We start from the raw sequence: 594 nt of genomic DNA, 5'->3' as shown, positions 1-594 counted from the left end.
CCGAGGATGGCCAGGCGGCTCGGGTCCGCGAAGCCGCGGAACAGCTTCGCCCGTCGCTCGATGGTCGCGCTCTTGCGGTCATCGACGATTTGGGCCATATCACTCCTCGCTGATACGTTGTCCTTCAATTCATTCTAGCAGGAATAGCGCGACCATGGCCAACACCGAAAGTGCCGGACCGACGGCAGATGTTCCGCCCGTCCGTTACCGGGTTTCCGGTATGGACTGCGCGAAGGATGCCGCGCAGATCGAGCGGGCGGCGCAGTCGGCCGGAGTCGCGGCTGACGATGTGAAGGTGTCGGCGGCGACGCACATCATGACACTGAGCGCCCCCGAAGCGCGCCTGCCGGACATCGAAAAGGCCGTTGCGGTGACCGGCTACGGCTTCGACCGGATCGAAGGCGATGGAGACATTCCGCCGAATCCCGCCCATCAGGATCCGGCCTACCGACGCGCGCTCTGGATCGTCGTGATCCTGAACGTGGGTTACGGTGTCGTTGAAATGATCGGCGGGTTCATCGCCGGGTCACAGGCCGTGAAGGCCGATGCGCTCGATTTCATCGGCGACGGCGCGATCACCTTCCTTGGCCTGCT

1 pseudogene is annotated in these 594 nt (G+C 64.0%); it reads left to right on the top strand.

From position 1 onward, the window contains the following. Positions 1 to 154: 154 nt before the first annotated feature. A pseudogene (locus ACFSCT_RS10295) lies at positions 155 to 594 on the top strand (cation transporter); the annotation flags it as partial.

The sequence above is a fragment of the Paracoccus pacificus genome, assembly GCF_042680785.1.
In the GTDB taxonomy this organism is placed as follows: domain Bacteria; phylum Pseudomonadota; class Alphaproteobacteria; order Rhodobacterales; family Rhodobacteraceae; genus Paracoccus; species Paracoccus pacificus.
Note: the sequence above shows the minus strand (reverse complement) of the source record. Positions and strands in the feature narration are given on the sequence as shown.